This window comes from Quadrisphaera granulorum, from assembly GCF_003149145.1.
Taxonomy (GTDB): domain Bacteria; phylum Actinomycetota; class Actinomycetes; order Actinomycetales; family Quadrisphaeraceae; genus Quadrisphaera; species Quadrisphaera granulorum.
The window spans coordinates 1-20,337 of record NZ_QGDQ01000011.1; the positions used below are offsets into that span (position 1 = coordinate 1).

At 73.2% G+C, this 20,337-nt stretch carries 15 protein-coding genes; 9 read left to right on the forward strand and 6 right to left on the reverse strand.

Annotation, left to right across the window (positions count from 1 at the left end; genetic code table 11):
- Positions 1 to 278: 278 nt before the first annotated feature.
- On the reverse strand, positions 279 to 1,802 hold the full coding sequence (locus BXY45_RS09910) for a DHA2 family efflux MFS transporter permease subunit (RefSeq protein ID WP_109774207.1): 1,524 nt from the start codon (positions 1,800 to 1,802) through the stop codon (positions 279 to 281).
- A 150-nt stretch (positions 1,803 to 1,952) separates the two neighbouring features.
- On the opposite strand from BXY45_RS09910, the gene BXY45_RS09915 reads away from it, so the two are divergent.
- The 4 genes from BXY45_RS09915 to BXY45_RS09930 all read left to right on the forward strand — a co-directional run bounded on the left by BXY45_RS09915 (position 1,953) and on the right by BXY45_RS09930 (position 5,695).
- Positions 1,953 to 2,936, forward strand: a complete 984-nt coding sequence (locus tag BXY45_RS09915; RefSeq protein ID WP_109774209.1) for an Lrp/AsnC family transcriptional regulator — start codon at positions 1,953 to 1,955, stop codon at positions 2,934 to 2,936.
- 99 nt (positions 2,937 to 3,035) lie between these two features.
- Entirely contained in the window at positions 3,036 to 3,578 is a 543-nt protein-coding gene (locus BXY45_RS09920; RefSeq protein WP_109774211.1) for a GNAT family N-acetyltransferase, read from the forward strand.
- 167 nt (positions 3,579 to 3,745) lie between these two features.
- Positions 3,746 to 4,435, forward strand: coding sequence for an FBP domain-containing protein (locus BXY45_RS09925; RefSeq protein WP_211319426.1), 690 nt, complete (start codon positions 3,746 to 3,748; stop codon positions 4,433 to 4,435).
- A 147-nt stretch (positions 4,436 to 4,582) separates the two neighbouring features.
- Complete coding sequence (locus tag BXY45_RS09930; RefSeq protein ID WP_109774213.1) at positions 4,583 to 5,695, forward strand: spore photoproduct lyase family protein; 1,113 nt, start codon at positions 4,583 to 4,585, stop codon at positions 5,693 to 5,695.
- A 273-nt stretch (positions 5,696 to 5,968) separates the two neighbouring features.
- Here BXY45_RS09930 and BXY45_RS09935 read toward each other — a convergent pair whose 3' ends face one another.
- The gene (locus BXY45_RS09935; RefSeq protein WP_109774215.1) at positions 5,969 to 7,336 is read right to left on the reverse strand and encodes a purine-cytosine permease family protein; all 1,368 of its coding nucleotides are present in this window, start codon (positions 7,334 to 7,336) and stop codon (positions 5,969 to 5,971) included.
- Complete coding sequence (locus tag BXY45_RS09940; RefSeq protein ID WP_109774391.1) at positions 7,333 to 7,833, reverse strand: nucleoside deaminase; 501 nt, start codon at positions 7,831 to 7,833, stop codon at positions 7,333 to 7,335. Before BXY45_RS09940 ends, BXY45_RS09935 begins: the two co-directional genes overlap by 4 nt.
- 93 nt (positions 7,834 to 7,926) lie before the next feature.
- Between BXY45_RS09940 and BXY45_RS09945 the strand changes: the two genes are divergently transcribed.
- Positions 7,927 to 9,528, forward strand: coding sequence for a PucR family transcriptional regulator (locus tag BXY45_RS09945; RefSeq protein WP_170131430.1), 1,602 nt, complete (start codon positions 7,927 to 7,929; stop codon positions 9,526 to 9,528).
- A 35-nt stretch (positions 9,529 to 9,563) separates the two neighbouring features.
- On the opposite strand, the gene BXY45_RS09950 is transcribed toward BXY45_RS09945, so the two are convergent.
- Positions 9,564 to 10,934, reverse strand: coding sequence for an NtaA/DmoA family FMN-dependent monooxygenase (locus BXY45_RS09950; protein WP_146211150.1), 1,371 nt, complete (start codon positions 10,932 to 10,934; stop codon positions 9,564 to 9,566).
- A complete protein-coding gene (gene add / locus BXY45_RS09955) occupies positions 10,931 to 11,983 on the reverse strand; it encodes an adenosine deaminase (protein ID WP_109774220.1) in 1,053 nt (350 codons plus the stop codon). The genes BXY45_RS09950 and add overlap by 4 nt, the downstream gene beginning before the upstream one ends.
- Before the next feature lie 251 nt (positions 11,984 to 12,234).
- On the opposite strand from add, the gene BXY45_RS09960 reads away from it, so the two are divergent.
- From BXY45_RS09960 to BXY45_RS09970, 3 genes are all read left to right on the forward strand, one after another.
- Complete coding sequence (locus BXY45_RS09960; RefSeq protein ID WP_245961730.1) at positions 12,235 to 15,255, forward strand: FAD-binding and (Fe-S)-binding domain-containing protein; 3,021 nt, start codon at positions 12,235 to 12,237, stop codon at positions 15,253 to 15,255.
- Positions 15,256 to 15,447: 192 nt separating this feature from the next.
- Positions 15,448 to 17,085 (forward strand): GMC oxidoreductase, encoded by a 1,638-nt coding sequence (locus BXY45_RS09965; RefSeq protein WP_109774222.1) that lies wholly within the window; start codon positions 15,448 to 15,450, stop codon positions 17,083 to 17,085.
- A gap of 92 nt (positions 17,086 to 17,177) precedes the next feature.
- Entirely contained in the window at positions 17,178 to 17,744 is a 567-nt protein-coding gene (locus BXY45_RS09970) for a GNAT family N-acetyltransferase (protein WP_245961731.1), read from the forward strand.
- Between the two features lie 152 nt (positions 17,745 to 17,896).
- Here the strand turns inward: BXY45_RS09970 and BXY45_RS09975 are convergent, their stop codons facing one another.
- On the reverse strand, positions 17,897 to 19,210 hold the full coding sequence (locus BXY45_RS09975) for an aspartate aminotransferase family protein (protein WP_109774396.1): 1,314 nt from the start codon (positions 19,208 to 19,210) through the stop codon (positions 17,897 to 17,899).
- A 119-nt stretch (positions 19,211 to 19,329) separates the two neighbouring features.
- Here BXY45_RS09975 and BXY45_RS09980 point away from each other — a divergent pair, with 119 nt between their 5' ends.
- A complete protein-coding gene (locus BXY45_RS09980; RefSeq protein WP_170131431.1) occupies positions 19,330 to 20,289 on the forward strand; it encodes a LysR family transcriptional regulator in 960 nt (319 codons plus the stop codon).
- Positions 20,290 to 20,337: the final 48 nt, after the last annotated feature.

Here is a 20,337-nt window from a genome sequence, read left to right on the forward strand (position 1 = left end):
TCTCGGAGGCCGTCCAGGTCATGGGTGGGACGTTACTGGGCGCCACCGACAGTCGTACAGGTGTGCAGAGTAAATGCTTGTTACGGGGTTTTGAGGGTGACGGAGGGTGGTGGGGTGGTGACCGCGATGGGGCCAACAGACCACAGCTCCCCACAACGGCACCCACTCCGGAGATGGGGATCGCCACCCAGTCTTGGCCCCGGAAGCGTGAGTGCCTCCGGGGCCACGTCACGTCGCCGGGCTTCACGCTCGTCGTCGTCCTGATCAGTGAGACGTGATCAGTGAGAGGTAACCGCCTCACGACTGATCACAGCGTCATCGGTGAGCCTGGGCCGAAGCGCCACCAGGCTGACCAGCGCGCCGACCAAACCCGCGACCCCAGCCACGAGGAAGACCCGGTCGAGCCCCGCAGCGAAAGCCTCCTGCGCCAGCGACTCCGCCACCGCTCGCGCGCCACTGGGCACCGCCGCCAGCAGCTGCTGCGCCCCGCCGCTCGTCAACCCCGCGGCGAACCGCTCCGGCTGCGGCACGCCAGCCGCCCCAGACACCGAAGACCGCACCGCAGCGCTGAGCACGGACCCGAGGACGGCGATCCCGAGCGCCATCCCGAGCTGGCGCGCGGTGTTCACCGCGCCGCTCGCCATGCCGGCGCGGTGGTGAGGCACCGTGGCGAGCGCCGCGGAGACGAGCACTGGCGTCCCCAGCCCGACGCCCAGCCCGCCCACGACCATCCCCGGGACAAGCGCCATCCAGCCCACCGGCGACCAGACGTGCAGCGCCAGCACCACCAGCAGGTCACCGGCGCCGATCAACGCCATGCCCACCGTGACCGGCAACCAGGGCGACCTGTCGTGCAGCAGCCGACCGACCGCCGCAGAGACCACGAACGCCACCACGCTCAGCGGCAACACCACCAGCCCGGCCCGCACGGCGTCGAGCCCGAGCAGCGACTGCAGCCACAGCGACGCGTACGCCAACGTGCCGAACGCAGACGCCTGCATGAGTACCGCCACCACGAGCAGCCCACTGAACGACGGCGACCGCAGCAGCCGCAGGTCGAGCAACGGCGCCGACGCCCGTCGCTCCACGACGCAGAAGACGACGACGGCGAGCGCGCTCACGCCGACGCTGGCCACGGCCCCGGCGCTGGTCCACCCGTGCTCCCCGCCGCGAATCAGCCCGAAGACCAGGCTGGCTGCGGCGAGCGTGAACGCCACCGCCCCGCCAACGTCGAGCCGGCCCGCCGGGTGCCGCGTCTCCGGGAGCGTCCGCAGCGCGAGGACGACGGCGACCGCGGCCACCGGCAGGTTGACGAAGAACACCCATCGCCACGACAGCGCGTCGACGAGCACCCCGCCGGCCAGCGGCCCGGCCGCCGCCGCCGCGCCGCTGACCGCGCCCCACACACCGAAGGCCGTGCCGCGGTCGCGTCCGGAGTAGCTCGTGGAGAGCAGGGCCGTGGTCGCGGCGAACATCGCGGCTCCACCGACACCCTGAACCACGCGGGAGGCCACGAGGACCGACGACGACGGCGCCGCGCCGCACGCGAGCGAAGCCGCCGCGAAGACGACCAGCCCGACGACGAAGGTCGCGCGGCGGCCCGCGCGGTCGGCGATGGCGCCGGCGAGCATCAGCAGCGCGGCGAGCGCGAGGGCGTAGCCGTCGACCACCCACTGGAGGTCGGCGAACGACGCCGACAGCGAGGTCGCCATGGACGGCAGGGCGACGTTGACGATGGTGACGTCGAGGAGGAGCACGAAAGTGCCCAGACAGACCGCTGTGAGCGGCAGCCACTTGCGCATGTCGACCTCCGGGTCGGACGGCGAGGATCGGGGAGGGGCGGACGCTCCGCTGGGGAGCGCCGGCCCCGCCGAGGTTCGTCCGCACATCCCGTGGCGCGGCAGCCGAACGGCTCTCGACGGCGGAACTCGACTGCTCGTACCGTCTGCGTGGTGGTTTCCGATGCCTTCACCGCCGGTGAGCGCCAGCTGCTGCAGGCGCTGCAGATCGACGGCCGAGCGCCGTTCCGCGTGCTGGCCGAGGTGCTCGGCGTCTCCGACCAGACCGTCGCCCGGCGCTGGGCGCGGCTGCGCGAGAGCGGACGAGCGCGCGTGGTCGGCCTCACCGCCCCACTCCGGCTGGGGCGAGCGTCGTGGATGGTGCGGGTGCGCACCCACCCCGATGCGGCGCTCGACGTCGCCACCGCCATCGCCCGCCGCGAGGACACCTCCTGGGTGCACATCACCTCGGGCGGCACGGAGATCGTCTGCAGCACGCAGACCGACAGGGTCCTCGGAGCCGACTCGCTACTCCTGGGGGTGCTGCCGCGCAGCCGCCGGGTGGTCGAGGTGACCGCGCACCAGCTGCTGCACGTCTTCCACGGCGGCACCGACAGCCCGCTGCTCAAGTGGGGAGCCCTCGACGAGGCGCAGGTCGCCGCGCTCGTGGCGCAGCGACCGCCGGTGGAGGTGACCGACGACGTCGTCGTCCTCGACGACCTCGACAGGGCGCTGGTGCGGCTGCTCGCCGTCGACGGACGGGCACGCGTGGAAGACCTGAGCGCCCACACGGGCGTCCCGGCCAGCACGGTTCGGCGGCGGCTCGACGCGCTGCGTCGCAGCGGGGCGCTGTACTTCGACGTCGAGTTCGACTCCCGACGGTTCGACACCGGCGCGCCCACGCTCGTCTGGGCGAAGGTGGCCCCTCGCGACCTGGACGCCGCCGGCGAGGGTCTTGCTGAGCTCCCGGCGACAGCGTTCGCCGCGGCGGTCACCGGCCCCAGCAACCTCTACGCCGTACTCACCACCCAGACCAGCGCCGAGCTCTACCGGCTGCTCAGCGGCCCCGTGGCCGAGCTGCCAGGCCTGACGGGCCTGGAGTCCTCACCGGTGCTGCGGAACGTCAAGGCCGGCGCTCCTCTTCTCACCATGCGGTGACGCCTGACGTGACGGCGGCGGCCGTGCATGACACGAGCGTCTGGGCCTCCCGCCCGACACCTGGATCAGGTTCACGCGATCGAACGGAACGATGCAGCGATGAGCCACGAGCTGCGCACACCCGAAGGACTGCTCCTGCGTGCCTGGCAGGACGACGACGCGGCCGCCGTCCTGGAGGCCTTCAGCAGTCCAGACATGGCGCGCCAGACTGCCGAGCCGATCACCGACCTCAACGCCGCGATCGGCTGGATTTGGCGGGCGAGCGCGGGCAGGGACACCGACGCGTGGTTCAGCTGGGCCGTCTCCGATCCCGACGGTGCGGTACTCGGCAACGTGACCGTCTCCGGCATCGACCGCCGCCACGAGCAGGCGTGGGTCTCCTACTGGACGCTCCCGCGGGCTCGTGGTCGCGGTGTCGCCGCAGCAGCCACTCGGGCCGCGGCACGCTGGGCCTTCTCCGAGGGAGGGCTCCACCGACTGGAGCTCGGGCACCGGACCAACAACCCGACGTCGTGCCGCGTCGCGCTGGCCGCGGGCTTCGCCGTGGAGGGCGTGGAACGGGAGAAGCTCCTCTACGACGGCGTCCGCTTCGACGTGGGGCGGCATGCTCGCCTCGCCACCGACCCCGCGCCGTCCGCGTAGGCCATCACGCACTCGACGGTCACGACATCCACCCGACCAGCACCGCTCCGTCACGGAATCGGCGTGACGACTCCGCCGCTCGATAGTTACTGTGGGCACGTGAGCACAGCGATGTCCCGCCTCAGCGGGGCCCTGGAGGTGGTCGGCGGGTTCTCCGCCTGCATGAGGTGACCGCCGCACCCGGTGACCGCGCGCGATCACCGGACAGCGGCGCAGCGACAGCACACCGGCACACGGCGGCGACTCTCGTCGTCGTCGTCGGCCCCTCACCGCTGCCGCCGCGTCCTCTCAGGACCACCGCCCGCCGCCCCCAGAACCGGCGGCTCTCACGGACAGGCACCGCGATGCTCCCCCTCGACCCCAGCGCTCTGCGCGCCTCGCTCGTCAACGCCTCTCGCAAGGAGGCCTCCGACATGACCCCACCGCCAGACCTCGGCTCCCTCGACTGGGAACAGCTGGACCTGCTCGGGTGGCGAGACCCGAAGCTCCCGCGCCGCGCCTACGTGGTGCTCCCCGGCCACCCGGACGACGACGACCGCCCGCGCGGCGTGCTGCTGCGCCAGGCCGAGGCCGTCCCGAGGCGACGAGCGCAGTGCGCGTGGTGCCAGGACGTCACGCTGCCGAACGACGTCGTCTTCTACGCGGCTCGCCGCGCCGGAGCCGCCGGGCGCGTGGGCGCGACGGTGGGCACGCTGCTCTGCCGGGACTTCGAGTGCTCGCGCAACGTCCGGGTGCTGCCGCCGCTGGCCTACGAGGGCTTCGACCGGGAGGCCGCGCGCCAGCAGCGGGTCGCCGTGCTGCGGGAGCGATCCCGCGCGTTCCTCCTGGCGGTGCTGGGCGACGAGCACGCGGGGTGAGTCGCCGGGTGGTCAGCGGGCGGGTTTCGGTGGTGGCGCCGATGCTGGAGCGGTGTTCCTCTTCTTCAGCAACCGGGCGGGCTGCCTGGGATCGCTGGTCATCAGCCTCGTCGTGACGCTGCTGCTCGTCGCCGCGTTCACGCTGCTGTGACGACGTCCGCACGGCCCGCGCAGCCGGCCGGGACGGCGCCGGTCGCCCGACCGCGGCGCCTCCTCGACGTCCGCACGGTCTACGCCGAACCGGCCGCGCTGGCGCTGCCCCGCGGGCAACAGGTGGTGGCGCGCTGGCCCGAGGCGGAGGTGGTGGAGGTCGCTTCCGCGCTGCGGATCCCGGCCGTCCACGGCGACGACGCCAGCGTGGAGCGGTGGGTCCGCACCAAGACCGAGGTGCTCGCCCTCGGGGTGCGCAAGAGCATGGCCGCGCGCAAGAACGACAGGTCGGCCAACTGGATCGCGCCGTCGCTGTCCAACGGCTGCGCCATGGCGTGCGCCTACTGCTACGTGCCCCGGCACAAGGGGTACGCCAACCCCATCACCGTCTACGCCAACAGCGACGACGTCGTCGGCTACCTGCAGCGCCACGTCGCCCGGCAGGGCGTCAAGCCGGGGCCGGACCAGTGCGACCCGGCCGCCTGGGTCTACGACATCGGGGAGAACTCCGACGCCTCGGTCGACGCGGTGGTGTCCGACAACGTGCGCGACCTCGTGGCCGCGTTCGCGCGGATGCCCACGGCCAAGGCGAGCTTCGCGACTAAGCACGTCAACCGCGACCTGCTCACCTACGACCCCCGCGGGCGCACCCGGGTCCGCTTCTCGGTGATGCCCGAGCGCATGGCGAAGCTCGTCGACGTCCGCACCGACCCGGTGCGCGAGCGCATCGCCGCCGTCGACGACTTCGTGGAAGCCGGGTACGAGGTGCACCTCAACCTCTCCCCCGTCATCGTCCACGAGGGGTGGCTGCAGGAGTGGGCGGAGCTGCTGGCCCAGCTCGACGACGCGCTGTCTCCGCGGTCGAAGACGCAGTGCGCGGCGGAGGTCATCTTCCTCACCCACAACGCCGGGCTGCACGAGGTGAACCTCGGCTGGCACCCGAAGGGCGAGGAGGCCCTGTGGCGCCCCGACGTGCAGGAGGCCAAGCGCTCCCACAACGGCATGGAGAACGTGAGGTACCGGGCGCGCTGGAAGGCGGTGTGGGTGCAGCGCTTGCTCGACCTCATCGCCGAGCGCACCCCGTGGCTCACCGTCCGGTACGCCTTCTGATCCGCTCGCGCGTCTCGTCCGCGACGGCCACCAGCTTCCGACGGCAGGCAGAGCACGGCTGACTGCGATGGCGCGGTCTCTCGGTGTCGAGGTCGGGCGCACCGGCCTGGTGGCCGTGGGCGTGCGGCATCGTGCTGACCACCGCAGCCGTCGCCGTCGCCGGACCGGTGATGTTCATCGCGCTCGCCGCACCAGGTAATCACCCCCACCCCCGCGGTGATCATGGGCGTCCGCCACCCCAGGGTGGCGGACGCCCATGATCACGGACAGGGGTTAGACGGTCTGGAGAGACCGGCGCGGGATCAGCAGGTAGAGCGCCCCGGCGACGACGAAGCCGACCAGCGGGGTGAGGTCACCGAGCTGCGGGAGCGCCGTGGCCACCGGGCCCGCGTACACCGCCTGGTTGGCGAACAGCGCAATGGACACGACCGTGCCCACGATGAACGCCACCAGGCCGCCGACGTTGGTCCACGACTTCTCGTGCAGCACGCCGGACACGTCCTCGCCTCGGCGGACCCACTGGTCGGCGAGCACCACCGCGAGCCACGGAGCGACCCAGTAGGAGATCACCAGGAGGAAGGACTCGTAGGCGTGACCGGCGTCGGCGAGCCCGCCCCAGGCGAGGAAGAACCCGACCACCCCGAACGCCACCGGGACGACCGCCCGGCGGCGCGCCAGCGACGTGAAGCCCATCGACAGGAACGCCATCGAGCCGGAGTAGACGTTGATGATGTTCGCGCAGATCGCCCCGAGGGCGATGGCCAGCAGCGTCACCTGCGCGAGAGCGCCGGGCAGGTGGGAGGTGAACGCCTCGGTGGGGTTGTCGCTGGTAGCGCCGGGGATGAAGAAGGACGCTGCGCCGGCGAGCATGAGCACCGTGGTCGAGAGGAACAGACCGACGCCCGCGGCCCAGCCGGCGGCGCGCCCGGTGCCCAGGGGCAGGTAGCGCGTGTAGTCGGTGGCGTAGGGGTTCCACCCGGCGCTGTAGCCCCACGCCGTCGCCGCCGCGAGGATGAAGCCGCCCATACCGGCCGGCTGCTCGGGCACCACCGAGTAGTCGGCCTTGGCGAAGGTCAGGACGGCGACGACGGCGAACACCACCGCGAGCACGATGACCGCGTACCGCTCGAAGAGGTGGACCAGGTCGTGGCCGAGCGCGGCGACGCCGATCTGCACGAGCACCACCGCGAGCAGGCAGACCACGGGGGCGAGCGTCGTCAGGGCCGACAGCGCGAACGCCGCGGAGACGCTGTTGACGGCGAACCAGCCGAAGCCCGCCATGACGGACATGAGCGTCGCGGGGACGACGTTGCCGCGGAACCCAAAGGCGACCCGTGCGAGCACCATCTGCGGTACGCCGACCTTCGGCCCGCGGGCCGACAGGATGCCGTGGGACAGGGCCGCCAGTCCGTTACCCAGCAGGATGGCGGCCGCGGCCTGCCAGAAGGTCAGGCCGAAGGCCATGGTCGCCAGGACGCCGACGAAGACGGTCGCGAACTCCAGGTTCGGGGAGCTCCACGTCCACGCGAGGTGGAGCGGGCGTCCGCGCCGCTCGCTGAGCGGGATCGTCTCGGTGGAGCGCTTCTCGAGCGTCTCCGTGGCGGCGACGGGGGCGGGTGGTGCTGTGCTGGTAGCGGTCATGGGAGGTCCTCTCCGATGTCTTCGAACCACACGTCGGGGCGTTCGGTGATGAAGCGCTGCATGAGGTCCTTGCAGCGCTGGTCGTCGAGCACGGTCACCGAGACGCCGTGCTCGGCCAGCCAGTCGTGGCCGCCGGTGAAGGTGGAGCTCTCGCCCACCACGACGTGCCCGATGCGGAACTGGCGGACCAGCCCGCTGCAGTACCAGCAGGGCGAGAGCGTGGTGACCATGACCGTGTCGCGGTAGCTCGGCCGGCGGCCCGCGGCGCGGAACGCGTCGGTCTCTGCGTGGACGGACGGGTCGCCGTCCTGGATACGGCGGTTGTGGCCCGCCCCCAGCAGCTCGCCGTCGAGGGAGAACAGGGCCGCGCCGATGGGGACGCCACCCTCGGCGGCGCCCTTGCGGGCCTGGGCGACGGCGACGTCGAGGAGCGCGCCGACGTCGTACGGGAGCTCCGGGGCTCCCAGAAGTGTCGAAGGAGTGACGGTGGTGCTCATAGGTGTCACCCCACCAGCCGACATGGGCGTGGCGTCAGCGTCACCCTGTCAGCATTCGGACTACCGATCTCGGACACTGCGTACGCTGCAGACGTGGCACTGCTCGTGCGCGAGGCGCTCCAGCACCCGGTGGTGAGCGCGGCGTCGCCGCAGGTACTCACCGACGGAGCCGACCTCGACGTCCCCGTCCGGTGGGTGCACTCCAGCGAGATCTACGAGATCGGCCCGCTGCTCACCGGCGGAGAGCTGCTGCTGACCACAGGGCTCGGCGTCTCCGGTGCCGACGCCGGGGCCCGTCGCCACTACGTGCGCGACCTGGCGGCCCGCGGCGTGGCGGCGCTCGCCATCGAGGTGGGGCGCTCGCTGCCGGCGGTGCCGCCGGAGATGGTCGACGAGGCGACCCGCCGCGGCCTGCCCCTCGTGGTGCTGCGCGAGGTGGTCCCGTTCATCCGGATCTCCGAGGCCCTCAACACCCTCATCGTCGACGACACCTCGGCCAGGCTGCGCCTGTCCGAGCGCGTCACCGCCGCAGTCCAGGCGGCCCAGGCGGAGGAGCGAGGCCTGGCGGGGCTGCTCGCCGCGGTGGGTCAGCTGCTGGGACGCCCGCTCGTGCTGGTCTCCGCGGGCGGCGCACTGGTGTCCGCCGCCGGCACCCCCGACGATCGCGCGGCCTGGCGGGTGGTCGAGTCGCCCGCGGCGGTCCAGGTCGACGTCGTCGTGCGGGGCCGACGCTGGGGTGCTGTCGCCGCCGGCAGTCCCAGCGGTGTGGGGGCGGGTGGCTCCGGTGCTGCCGGTGGCGCCGGTGACGTGGCGGTCCAGATCTCCGACGACGACGTCAGCGCGGCGCTGAGCAGGCTCGCCCCTGCGCTGGCACTGGAGCTGCTGCACGGCCGCGGCACACCCCACCGCCCCGACCAGCTCGCGGCACGCCTCCTCGCCGACCTCGTCGAGGGCGAGTCGCCCGACACCGACCTGCTCGTGCGCGCCGGCGCCGCGGGGTTCCACCCGGGCGCGGCCGACGTCGTCGTCGGGGTCGCCGTGGACGTCCCCGAGAGCCGGACCGGGCTGTCACTGCTGCAGGCCGCGGCGCGCAGCACCGGAAGTGGCGGCACGGTGCTGCGAGGCCGCGTCGGCGCGGACGTGCTGGCGCTGTTCGCGCTGGACCGCCCGGACCCGGTGCGCGTCGTCGCCGAGGCGCTCACCGCGGCCTGGCGTCGCGCGGGCGAGCCGCCGCTGCAAGCCGCCGTGGGTGACGCCGTGGCCGCCGACCGCGGCGCGGCGGGCTGGCGCTGGACGCTCGGACGCGCCCGGGCGGCGGCGTCGCTGGCCAGCAGGGCACCCGCGCCCCCCGAGGCCGCCGGTCGGGTGACCACCGCCCGGGCGTGGGCGCTGGAGCTGCTGCTCCACGAGAACGGCGCTCCGGTGGCCGACATCGCCGACTCCACCCTTCGAGGCCTGCGCCGCTGGGACGCGCGGCACGGCAGCGACCTCGTACGCACCGTCGAGACGCACCTGCGCTTCGGCGGCTCACCGTCACGGACCGCCGAGGAGCTGCAGATCGGCCGGCAGGCTGTCTACCAGCGCCTGGCCCGCATCGAGGAGCTGCTTGGGCACCCGCTCGACGCCCCCGACGCCCACGCCGCGCTGCTCGTGGCGGCAGCCGCCGCGCGCCTCGCCCGCACCCCCTCCCCGTGATCATGGGCTTCGGGAACACTGTCCGGCAGCCGCCCTCAGCCTGCAGCGCCTGCACTCCCGCGACGGCCCGGATGCGTCGTCGGCAGATGCGGCGACGACGATCCGGTGATCATCTCCCGCAGCGTGCCGCGTCGAGGCCGTTCCGGCAGCAGCCCCCGCGACCGCAGCAGCGGCATGACGTCGGCGATGAAGTCCCGGTAGGACTCGGTGCCTCCGAAGGTGAACTCCACGAGGAAGCCGTCGACGTCGGTCGCCTCGACGATCGCCGCGATCTCGTCCGCCGCCTGCTCCGCGGTACCCGTCACCTTGAAGCCGCCCATGGTTTCCCGCAGGCCGTCCAGCACGTCGCCGACCGTGGTGCCCGGGTCGGCGTACTGCGCCAGCAGGCTCTGCCCCACCTCGGTGGAGACCTCCGTGAGCGTGGCGGCGGGGTCGAGGCGCGTGAGGTCGACACCCGACCATCCGAGGAACAGCGCCGCCATCGCCTCGCGCGACGGGGCGGCGGTGAGCTCGGCGCGCAGCTGCCGCGCCTCGCCCTCGGTGGACCCGACGATGACGGACAGCCCGTTGACCACCTTCACCGCGTCGCGCGGGCGCCCGTGCCGCTCAGCCCTGTCCCGCAGGTCGACGACGAGCCGCGCCAGCGCCTCCGTGGAGCGCTCCTGCGTGAAGATGCACTCGGCATAGGTCGCCGCGAAGTCCTTGCCCGCCCGCGACGCACCGGCCTGGAAGAGCGTCGGCGTGCGCTGCGGCGACGGCGAGACCGGGTAGTAGCCGTCCAGGGTGAAGAACGGGCCGCGGTGCTGCAGCCGGTGCACCTTGGCGGGGTCGGTGAAGACGCCGGTCTCGCGGTCCATCGGCTGCGCGTCGTCGTCCCACCCCTTCTCCCACAGGGCCAGGCACAGGGAGACGAAGTCGTCGGCGCGGGCGTAGCGCACGTCATGCGCGGTGACTCCGGGCTCACCGAGCAGACGGACCAGCGCGTCCTGCATGTCGGAGGTGACGATGTTCCACCCCACCCGGCCGTCCGTGAGGTGGTCGAGCGTGGAGAACCGCCGCGCCAGCAGGTACGGGCGCTCCGCCGTCGTCGACGACGTCACCACGAACCCCAGCCGGTCCACGGTCGCGGCGAGCCCGGACAGCAGCAGCGGCGCGTCATGGACGGGGAACTGCACCGCCTCCCGGATGACCACCTCGGGGACGTCGCCGTCGGGCGTCATCGGGTAGGCGAGGGCCTCGGCGAAGAAGAGGAAGTCGAACCCGCCCGCGTCGAGCTGGCGGGCCAGCTCCTGCCAGTGCGCCAGCCCGGCGTACCCCTCGGGCTGTGCGAGCGGGTGGCGCCACGAGTTCGCCAGGAACGTCGGGGCCATGACCTCGAACGCCCCGAGCACGAGCTGCTTGGTCATGCCCACTCCCCCTGCACCTTCGCACGGAGCGCCTCGACGCCGGCCAGCACCCGGGCGCGCAGCGCCGCCTTGTCGGTCTCGTCCAGCCAGCAGCCCTCGACGGCGTTGAGCGTGAACCCGGCCAGCTCGTCCAGGCCGTAGCCGAGGGCGGTCGCGACAGCGCGGTAGTCGTGGGTGGGGTCGGTGCCGAACATCGGCGGGTCGTCGGAGTCGATCGTCACGCACAGCCCGGCGTCGACCATCTCCTTGATGCGGCGATGCGAGCCGTCGCCCGAGCCGGAGTACCTGCCGATGTCGGAGCTCACGGGCGTGCACGTGAAGGGGATCCGCTCCGCCACGCAGCGCGCGGTGATCGCTGGGTCGTCGACGACGTGGTAGCCGTGGTCGATGCGCTCCCCGCCGAGCAGGTCGAGGATCGTCTCGACGTGGTGCGGCGGGCCGCTCTCGGAGTGCGCGGTGCGACGCAGGCCCGCCTCGCCGGCCAGGCGGAACGCCTTCCAGAACCGCTCCGGCGGGCCGATGGTCTCGTCGTAGTCCAGGCCGATGCCGAGCACCTCGTCGCGACGGTCGGCGATGACCTGCTCGACCAGCTCGACGCCTGCGGCCGCGCTGTCGTTGCGGTTGATGGCGACGACGAGGTTCGCGTGGATGCCGGTGTCAGCGTGCGCATCGCGCATCCCGGCGATGACGCCGTCGAGGATCGTCCGGTACGGCACGCCCGGATGGCCCGGCGGACTGAGCATGATCTCGCGGTAGAGCACGCCGTGGTCCGCGCCACCGCTGGTCAGCGACTCGTAGGTGACGCGGTGGAAGTCGTCGACGTCGCGGATGACGGCGCCGACGACGTCGAGCACGCGGAGGAACTCGCCGAGGTCCTCGTAGCTGGCGTGGTCGTAGAGGTTCTCGGCGGTGCGCCCGCCGTCGAGAGCGACCCCGTGCTTGCGCGCCAGCTCCACCACCGTGGTGGCCTGCACGGAGCCGATGAGGTGGGTGTGGAGGGAGACCTTGGGCAGCCCCGTCACGATCCGCTCGAGCTCCGCGTCGTTCACCCGGCGGACTGTGGCACCCCTGTATGACGCCGCCGTTTCCCCGCCCCCGTCGCGATCATGGGCTTCCGGAACGCATCACGCCGTCCCAGTGTCAGGACGTGCCGCGGTGTCAGGACGTCAAGGCCGTATCCGGCCTGGTGAACCTGACACTGCGCCATGACCTGACGGTGCGGGTGGCCGACTGTCCATGATCACGGTGGTGGTGGTTGCGGCGGGCCGGGAGCACACAGCGCTGCAGGGAGAATGACCCGGTGACGACCCAGCTCGACAGGCCGGCCGGCGGTCCCGCCAGCGCCGGTGCGCCCCAGGTGGCCACCCTCGACCTGCTGCGCGCCCTGCGCTCCGCCCTCGGCGTGCGCGACGGCTCCCCCGAGGCCGCCCGCGTCGTCGACGCCTCCACCCGCCGCCGCGCCGAGTACACCTCCGACGCCTCCAACTACCGCGTGGTGCCACAGGTCGTCGTCTTCCCGCGCTCGGCGGACGAGCTGGCCGCCGTCGTCGACGTCTCCCGCGCCCAGTCGGTGCCGCTGACCCTGCGCGGCGCCGGCACGTCGGTGGCGGGCAACGCGTGCGGACCGGGCATCGTCGTCGACACCTCGGTGCACCTCAACCGCGTCCTGGAGCTCGACCCCGCCAGCCAGACGGCGCTGGTGGAGCCCGGCATCGTGCTCGACGCGCTGCAGGGCCACGCCCGCCAGCACGGCCTGCGCTTCGGCCCCGACCCGAGCACGCACGCCCGCTGCACCATCGGCGGGATGATCGGCAACGACGCCTGCGGCTCCCACGCTCTCGCGTACGGCCGCACCAGCGCCAACGTGCTGGAGCTGGACGTCGTCGACGGCCTCGGGCGCCGCTGGTCGACGACGGCGCCGCCACCCGAGCTCGTCACGGCACTGCGCGGCGTCGCCGATCGTCACCTCGCGACTCTCCGCACGAAGTTCGCCACCTTCGGCCGTCAGGTCTCCGGGTACGCCCTGGAGACGCTGCTGCCCGAGCACGGCGGCCCGCTCGGCGACGGTGGCCGCAAGGACGCGCCCGGCTCGAACCTTGCCCGCCTGCTCTCCGGCAGCGAGGGCACCCTCGCGGTGCTGACCAGCGCCCGCGTGCGCCTGGTCCGCGAGTCGCCGGCCACGGCGTTCGTCGTCCTCGGCTACCCCGACATGGCCACCGCCGCGGACCACACGCCCGCGCTGCTGGAGCCGGGGCCGAACGGGAAGGGGCCCCTCGCCGTCGAGGGCCTCGACCGGCGCCTGGTCGAGGTCGTCCGGGCACGCGGCGGCGACGTCGACGGCCTGCCCGACGGCAACGGCTGGCTCTTCGTCGAGGTTGGCGGCGAGACCGACGCCGAGGCCCTCGCCGGCGCCACGGCGCTCGTGGCGGCCTCGGGCACCCGCGAGCACGTCATCATCCCCACCCGCGCGCAGGCCCGGGCGCTGTGGCGGATCCGCGAGGACGGCGCCGGGTACGCCGGCCGCTCCCCCTCCGGTACGCCCGCGTGGCCGGGCTGGGAGGACGCCGCCGTCCCGCCCGCGCGCCTGGGCACCTATCTGCGCGACCTGCAGGCACTCATGAGCAGCCACGGCGTGGACGGGCACGCCTACGGCCACTTCGGCGACGGCTGCATCCACATGCGCCTCGACCTGCCGCTGTCCGAGCCGGGCGGGGTGGACCGGTCCGGCGAGTTCCTGCGCGCCGCCGCGCGCCTGGTCGCCGCGCACGGGGGGTCGCTGTCCGGTGAGCACGGCGACGGCCGCGCCCGGTCGGCCCTGCTCCCCCTGATGTACGACGACGACGCCCTGCGCGCCTTCGAGGAGGTCAAGGCCGCGTTCGACCCCGCCGAGCTGCTGAACCCCGGCGTGCTCGTCAAGCCCGCTCCGCTGGAGGCGGATCTGCGGGTGCCGGCCGCCCGCACCGCCGTCGAGATTCTGCCGGCTCGGCCGCTGTCCATCGCCTACCCAGCGGACGGCGGTGACCTCACGGCCGCCGTCCACCGCTGCGTCGGCGTGGGCAAGTGCCGTGCGGAGCCCGCGAGCGGCTCGGGCGGCGTGATGTGCCCGAGCTACCTCGCCACCCGCGACGAGAAGGACTCCACCCGCGGCCGCGCGCGGCTCCTGCAGGAGATGGCCAACGGCACGCTCGTCACCGACGGCTGGCGGTCGGAGGAGGTTCGCGAGTCGCTCGACCTGTGCCTGTCGTGCAAGGGCTGCTCGGTCGACTGCCCCGCCGGCGTGGACATGGCGACGTACAAGTCGGAGTTCCTCGACCACCACTACCGGGGCCGACGGCGTCCTCTGAACCACTACGCGCTGGGGTGGCTTCCGCGGTGGACGCGCCTGGTGGCGCTGGGGCAGCCGGTGCTGCCCGCGCTGGTCAACCTCGCGGCGAAGGTGGCCCCCGTGCGCAGGGCAGGCATGAAGGCGGTCGGCATCGACCCCGCGATGGCCGTGCCGACGTTCGCCCGCCAGACCTTCCGCGCGTGGTTCTCCCGCCGCCCTGCCCCCTCCTCCCCCACCCCCGCCCGTGATCATGGGCGGTCGGCCACCACCGACGTCGTGCTCTGGGTCGACACCTTCACCGACGGCTTCGACCCTCAGGTCGGCGTCGCCGCGGTGACACTGCTGGAGCACCTCGGCTTCCGCGTGCACCTGCCCACGGCCAAGGTCTGCTGCGGTCTGACGTGGGTCTCCACCGGCCAGCTCGACGGCGCCAAGCGGCAGCTCGCCGCCACCCTCGACGCCCTCGAGGGACGAAACGGCGAGCTGGCAGGGATGCCCGTGGTCGGCCTGGAGCCGAGCTGCACCGCGCTGCTGCGCGAGGACGCCTCCCGGCTGCTCCCCGACGACCCGCGCGCCGCCGCCCTGCACGCGCGCGTGCGGACAGTGGCCGAGCTCGTCGCCGAGCACCGCCCCGACTGGACGCCGCCGCAGCTCAAGACCGCGGCCGTGGTGCAGCCGCACTGCCACCAGCACGCCGTCATGGGCTTCAGTGCTGACGCGGCGCTGCTGGCCCGAGCGGGCGTCGACGCCACGCAGCTCGGCGGCTGCTGCGGCCTGGCCGGAAACTTCGGCGCCGAAGCCGGCCACCGCGACGTGTCGGTGGCGGTGGCCGAGCAGCAGCTGCTGCCAGCGCTGCGGAAGGCCGGCGACGACGTGCCCGTGGTCGCGGACGGCTTCAGCTGCCGCACGCAGACGGACGCGCTGGCCGGTCGTCGCCCGAAGCACCTCGTGGAGCTGCTGGCCGAGGCCCTGCCCGGGGGCCCGGCGGCGGGCTGACTCCCGCGCCGCGGACGGTGGCCGGGTGCCCATACTCACGGTGATCATGGGCACCCGGCCACCTCCCTTGACGGTGAGCCACCGCCGTCCCCCGAGCGCCATCGGGAGGCTTCGATCGGGCCGGTGGTCGGCGCTACGGTCCCGCCGATCACCGCGCCGGCCGGCCCGGTGGCGCCGTCCCGGAGGTGCGCTGTGCCGTCCTTCTCCCGCCGAGCCCTCCTGGCATCCGCGATCGGCACTGCTGCCGTCGGCGCCACCACCGCGAGCGCAGCAGCCAACCCGCTCCCCCGCGGCGCAGCCAACGCCAACCCGTTCCTGGAACTCAAGTACCGGGCGCTCGTCCCGGAGATCTACGCGACGCCACCCACCGTGGCCAGCCACACCCCGGTCCTGGTCATCGGCTCCGGCTTCGGCGCCGCAGTGACCGCCCTGCGCCTTGCGCAGGCAGGGCAGAAGGTGTCGGTGCTGGAGCGCGGCTCTCGCTGGCCGCGTAGCGCATGGCGGCAGATCTTCGCCGACGACGCCCTGCCTGACGGCCGCGCCCAGTGGTACCGCACCTCGTTCACCGGCGTCTCGGGCGTGCCGGTGTTCTTCGACAGGTTCGGCGGCGTGCTCGACGTCACCGAGTACCGGAACATCAGCGTTTGGCGGGGCGCCGTGGTGGGAGGCGGCTCCATCGTCTTCACCGGCGCCCTCGTCCAGCCGGAGCAGCGGTTCTTCGACCACGTCTTCGGTGGCACCGTCGACTACACCGAGATGTCCCGCGCCTGGTACCCCAAGGCGCTGTCGATGCTCCGGGGCTCGCTGATGCCGGCGGACGTCTACAACTCCTCGCCGTTCGGCCACTCCCGCATCTGGGACCAGCAGGCCCGCGCCGCGGGGTACTCCCCGCAACCGATCAACTCAATCTTCTCGTGGGACGTGGTCCGCCAGGAGCTGTCGGGGAGGGTGCGTGCGTCCGCGATCCGCGGCGAGAGCAACTACGGCAACTCCAACGGCGCCAAGTACGACCTCACGCAGAACTACCTCGCGCAGGCCGAGGCCACCGGCAGGGTCACCATCCACCCGCGGCACGTGGTGCAGTCGATCGGGCGCGAGGCGAACGGCCGCTACCGGGTCGACCTCCAGGTGATCCGCCCCGACGGCACGGTCGTCTCGACGCGCTCGGTCACGTGTGACCGCCTCTTCCTCGGTGCCGGCTCCATCGGCACGTCCGAGCTGCTCGTCCGCGCCCGCGCCACTGGCGCCCTGCCCGACCTCAACGAGCACGTCGGGCAGGGCTGGGGCTCCAACGGCGACGCGGCGGTCACCCGCAGCTTCGCCCCGTCCCGGGGCATCGTGCAGGCCGCGCCGTCGGCGTCACGCATCCTCGACGAGCGCGGGATGCCGGTGACGCTCGAGAACTGGTACGCACCGGGTGTGCCGGTCAACGCGGGGATCATCGGGTCGCTCGGCATGACGCTGGACGACACCCGTGGCTCGTTCCGCTACGACACGGCCCGCGACGACGTCGTCCTCGACTTCCCCGGCCAGCCGGACACGGTCGCCGCGATCCGCGCGGTCAACGACCGCATCGTCGCCGCCAGCGGCGTGGTCGCAGGGCTGCCGCCGTTCGTGCGCGACGTCAACGACTCCTTCACCGCGCACCCCCTCGGCGGCGCGGTGGTCGGCAAGGCCACCGACGCCTACGGGCGAGTGGTCGGCTACCCGGGGCTGTACGTCGTGGACGGCGCCGCGATCCCCGGTTCGACCGGGACGGTCAACCCGTCGCTGACCATCACGGCGCTCGCCGAGCGCAACATCGACGCCATCATCCGCGCCGGTCGCTGACGCCAGAGGGTGGCCGGGTGCCCATGATCACGGTGATCATGGGCACCCGGCCACCCTCTGGAAGCCACCCGCTCGGTAGGTAGCGTGCCGTGGTGATCTCGACGACGACGACGACGCGCAACGAGACCACAGGGGTCTCGGTGCGCCTGGTCCACGACGACGACGTCCCCACGCTCACCGACCTGCTGCGCCGCAGCCGCGAGCACCTCGCGCCGTGGGAGCCACTGCGCGACGCGTCCTTCTTCACGGAGACGTCGCAGCGGGCGAGCATCCAGGCGCTCCTGGAGCGGCACGCCGCCGGCACGCACGTCCCACTGGTCATCACCGACGACGGCGACGTCGTCGGCCGGATCACCGTGAACGACGTCGTGCGCGGGGCGTTCCAATCGGCGCACCTGGGCTACTGGGTCGGAGCAGAGCACACGGGGCGCGGCGTCGCGACGGCTGCGGTGGCCGCCACGGTGCGCCTCGCCTTCGGCGAGCTGGGACTGCACCGTCTCCAGGCCGACACCCTGGTGCACAACGTCGCCTCCCAGACCGTGCTGGCGCGGAACGGCTTCTCCCGCATCGGCACGGCACCGCGCTACCTCAAGATCGCCGGGCGCTGGCAAGACCACCACCTGCACCAGCTGCTCCACGACGACCACACCGACGCCTGACTTCCCTCCCCCGTCCCCCGTTCCGCTCTTTCCGCGGCAAGTGCGCTTCCCGCGCCGCCGATGGCGCACTTGCCGCGGAAAGTGCGGGAAGACGGAGAGGTGGCCGGGTGCCCATGATCACCGTGATTATGGGCACCCGGCCACCGTGCGGGTCAGGAGGCGCTGTCGGCAAGGGCCTCGTCGAGGATCGCGAGCGCGCGATCCACCTCGGCGTCGGCCACCGTGAGCGGTGGCGCGATCCGGAAGGTCCCGCCCATGCCCGGCAGCTGCACGATGTTCATGTGCAGGCCCAGCTCGTAGCAGCGGCGCGTCACGCGGGCACCGAGCTCGTCGGCGGTCCAGCGCCCGTCGGGGTCGCCCGCCAGCTCCAGCCCCAGCAGCAGCCCGCGGCCACGGACCTCTGCCACGCACGCGTGCGCCGACACCAGCCCTGACAGCCCGGCGCGCAGCCGTCCGCCCACCTCGCGCGCCCGCTCGTCGAGCCCCTCACGCTGCAGCACGTCGAGCACCGTCACGCCCACCGCCGCAGGCAGCGGGTCGCTGACGTGGGTGGTGAAGAAGAGGTAGCCGAGCTCGTGGGCCCGCTCCTCGAGCTCGGCGCCGACGACGACGGCGGCCAGCGGCAACCCCGCCCCCAGCGTCTTGGACAACACGAGGATGTCGGGCACCACGCCGTCGCGCTGGAAGGCGTACCAGTCGCCGGTGCGGCACAGACCGGTCTGCGCCTCGTCGAGCACCAGCAGCCCCCCGCGGGCCCGCACGCGCGCCGCGAGCTCGCCCAGGTACCCCGGCGGCAGGTCGAGCACCCCGCCGGAGCTCAGGACCGGCTCGACGATGCACGCCGCGAGCGCCCCGACGGACTGCGCGTCGACGAGTTCGAATGCGAGGTCGAGCTGGGCGCGCCACTCGGCCTCGGTCAGCGGCGCTCCGGTGCGGTGCGGCACGGGCAGCGCGAGGTTGCCGGGCGCGACCGGCCCGTACCCGCGACGCCCGGCGCTGTACGTCGCGGCGGCCGCCCCGGCAGTCATCCCGTGCCACGAGCGCGAGAACGAGAGCACCTCGTGGCCGCCGGTGACGAGCTTGGCCATCCGCAGCGCGGCTTCGTTCGCCTCGGCACCGGTGGTGAGCAGCAGTGACCGCTCCAGCCCCTCGGGCAGCGTGGCCGCGAGCCGCTCGGCCAGCTCGACGACGGGCCGGCTGAGCATGCCGGAGTAGAGGTGGTCGAGTTCACCGACCTGACGGCGGACGGTGGCGACGATCTCGGGGTGGGCGTGCCCGAGGATCGCGCTCATCTGCCCCGAGGTGAAGTCGAGAAGTTCGTGCCCGCTGGCAGTGACGAGCGTGGCGCCGAAGGCCCGCTCGACGAGCTCGGGGCTGAACCCGCCGCGCCCCGAGTAGCGGATGAGGTGCTGGGCACCTTCGGGCGCGACGACGGAGACCTCACGGGCGGGCAGCGTGCTCGTCATGGACGACGACGCTAGGGACGGGTCGCCGTCGTCGTCCAGCATCTGTCCTCGACGCTGCTGTTCGATGGAACCGCACAACAGCCGCACAGCACTGGCAGGATCGGCGCGGTGATCGGACGGTGATCGATCCCTGGCGGCTGCGGATGCTCGTGCAGCTCGACGCGCTGGGCACGGTGCGAGCGGCGGCGGAGTCGCTGCACCTGAGCCCGTCCACGGTGAGCCAGCAGCTGGCCGTGCTGGAGCGGGAAGTGCGCGCCGAGCTCCTGGAGCGATCAGGACGACGCGTGCGGCTGACGCAGGCGGGTCTGCTGCTCGCCGCGCGGGGCCGCGACCTGCTGGCCGGGATGGCCTCGGCGCAGGCGGAGCTCGACGCGCTCGACGGCGAGCCCACGGGCACGGTGCGACTCGCCGCCTTCCAGAGCGCGGTGGGGCCGCTGTGCCTGCCGGCGGTGAGCCGCCTGCGCGCCAGCCACCCGCGTCTGCACGTGGAGGTCGCCGAGCTGGAACCGCACGAGGTCCCCGAGACGCTGCTCACCGACGGCGCCGACGTGGTGGTCACCGTCACCGACGACCCCCGCTACTCGTGGTCCGCGGAGCTGGAGGTGGTACCGCTGGGCCGCGACCAGCTGGTCCTGCTGCTCCCGGTAGGTCACCCGCTGGCGGCGGAGCCCACAGAGCAGAGCAGGACGACGACGGCGAGCGCGGCCGGCGCCGCAGCGCCGGTGGATCTCGCCGCGTGCGCGCAGGAGTGGTGGGCGTGCGACAAGCCGGGCTCCTACATGGACGTCCACGTACGTCGCCTGTGCAGCGCGGCCGGGTTCGCCCCGCGCGTGGCCGCCCGCTTCAGCGCCTACCAGCTGGTGGTCCAGCACGTGGCCGCCGGGCTGGCGGTGGGAGTGCTGCCGGCACTGGCCGTGACGGAGGCCACGGGCGTCGCCGTGCGACCGCTGGCAGCGCCCGTGCACCGCGAGGTGGCAGTGGTGGTGCGGCGGGGGACGGCGCAGCGGGCGGGTGTGGCAGCCGTGGTCGAGGCGCTGCGCGACCACCCTCCGGTGCCGGGGCTGTCAGCTCCCCGCTGACGTCGAGCGTGCCATCGCCCGAGCGGCCACCGGACGGCGGCGAGGCCG